This window comes from Oleiphilus sp. HI0079 (assembly GCF_001635105.1).
Genome location: NZ_LWFT01000297.1, coordinates 1 through 280, shown reverse-complemented (window position 1 = coordinate 280; position 280 = coordinate 1). Strand labels below are relative to the sequence as shown.

General features: G+C 47.5%; 1 protein-coding gene. It reads left to right on the top strand.

The genetic code is table 11. The features are described from left to right. The coding region (locus A3750_RS04125; RefSeq protein ID WP_197474876.1) for a phospholipase A at positions 1 to 280 on the top strand (280 nt) is incomplete at both ends.

Below are 280 nucleotides of genomic sequence, written 5' to 3'. Positions count from 1 at the left end.
GGTACAGAATACCGGAAGATGAAAAGGTGGATGATGGCGATCCCTCAACGCCGCCTCCTGCAAAAGGCGACGACAACCCGGATATCGAAGACTATTACGGCCATTTTGAGCTGAAAGCGGCGTACGAGCGATCAGACTATCAAATTGGTACACTTATTCGGAGCAATACGAAAACGCACAAAGGCGCTTTCGAGCTATCTTACAGCTTTCCACTTCATGGTCGTCTACGTGGCCTTGTCCAATATTTTGATGGATATGGAGAGAGCTTGATTGACTACAA